Annotated in this window: 1 protein-coding gene; it reads left to right on the forward strand. The window is 68.8% G+C overall.

Going from position 1 to position 1838, the window contains the following annotated elements:
* Window positions 1-109: 109 nt before the first annotated feature.
* On the forward strand, window positions 110-1838 hold a 1729-nt coding region (locus ACIOHC_RS43795; protein WP_401847042.1), incomplete at its 3' end, for a hypothetical protein.

Genomic DNA, 1838 nt, shown 5'->3' on the forward strand with positions numbered 1-1838 from the left:
GGCCTGCCCGGAGCTCTTCGCCACCGGGCCGTGGCAGGAGGGTTCGGGTTCGCAGACTGCGCCCGACCCAGGCCTTGGTTCGGCCCGTTACCAGCCGCTCAATGAGTTCGTGGACTTCCTCGGGCTCGACCTGGCGGCGCTGCGCGGCGAGCCCGTGTGGGCCGGGGTGATGAACCGTCTCGTCGTGGAGATGGCGAAGCTGCCCGGGTCGCTGCGCAGCGACCCGAACGCGCTCGAAGACCTTGCCGAGCGCCTCGCCAACGAGGTGAACGACAACGTGCAGCCGGAGCTGCGTGAATGGGTGGAGCGCCAGGACCGGGACACCGGACGGCGCTGGATGAGCCACGAACTCGCGGTCCGGCCGCTGGGGCCGGTGGTGCGCGCATGGGCACAGGCGAACGCTGTCCGGGAGAACGCTGACCGCCTCGGCATGGACCACGCAGTGGCGCGGGTCTTCGCCATGTACTCGTTGCCGGTCGGTGTGGACGTCGCCGCAGTGATGGAGTTGGCGCACCACTGGGGGCTCGATGCGAAGCAGGTCGAGTTGCTGATGGTGCAAGTTCGGACGCTGGGGCGCTTCCCCGAAGCGGTCGTCGGCCTGACCCGGGCGTTGGATGTTGGCCCCCACCGGGTCTTTGCGCTGGCGAGGCTGCTGGGTGTGCTGCCGGAGCATCTGGTGCTGGTGTCGGACGAGCTGTCGGGGCTGCTGGATGGTGTCCTGCCGGAGGAGCGGGTAGCGAGCGGTGCAGATGTGCTGCGCCGGCGCCTGGCGGAGGCGGGATTCGTCCCGGAGGACCTTCGTTGGTTCGCGGGGTCCGGGTTGCAGCTGCGCGTGCAGGATCTTGTCGGTTTCCGGAGTTTCGTGCGGCGGAGCGAGTTGGAGTTGGGGGAGCTGCGGTCCCGTGCGGCGGACCGTGCCGATGGGCTGGTCAGGGGGTGGCTGGCCGATCGGAGCGAGGCAGAGGCGGCGGCGGGTGCGGCGTTCCGGGAGCACCAGCGGCGGGCTGAGGTCCTGTTGTCCAACGCGCTCAGGAGGACGACGCTGGAGGCGGCCACGCGGCGGCTGTGGAACGTCTCGGATGATCTGTTGATCCAGCACGACTCGGACCTGGGGCCGTTGTTCCTGGAGGACTCGGACCGGGCGCTGTTTTTCCCGCAGGCCTCGGACCTGGCGCTGTTGTTCCCGCAGGACATTGCCGCGCTGCATCAGTATGTGGAGCGCCGTGGGGCTCTGGACGAAGAGGGGTGGGAGCGCTGGGTCAAGTTCATGAGGTCGCAGTTCGATATGCTCGGGCTGCGTACCGCTGAGGACTGGGCGGCTTTCCCCCGCCTGATCCAGACATACCCGGAGCTCTTCGCCCCCAGGCCGGGGCAGGAGGCTTCGGGCTCGCAGACTGCGCCCGATCCGGGCCTTGGCTCGGCCCGTTACCTGCCGCTCAATCAGTTCCTGAGAAACTTCCTCGGTCTCGAGCTGGTGGATCTGCGCGGCGAGCCCGTGTGGGCCGGGGCGATGAACCACCTCGTCACGGAGATGGCGGAGCTGCCCGGGTCGCTGCGCAGCGACCCGAACGCACTCCAAGACCTTTCCAACCACCTCACCGCCGAGGTGTACGCAAACGTGCCGTCGGAGCGCCGTGCATGGGTGAAGCGCCAGGGCGAACACGCCTCATGGCGCTGGTTTGGTTATGAGCTCGCGGTCCGGCAGTGGGGGCCGGTGGTGCGTGAGTGGGCACAGGCGTATGCCGAGCGTCAGGGTGCCTCTGATGAATCCGAGCCGTATACGGACATCGTGGACATCGCGCCCCGCGTGCGGGCCGCGCTGGACGGCCTGGAAAGGG

Source organism: Streptomyces sp. NPDC088252 (genome assembly GCF_044740965.1).
Taxonomy (GTDB): domain Bacteria; phylum Actinomycetota; class Actinomycetes; order Streptomycetales; family Streptomycetaceae; genus Streptomyces.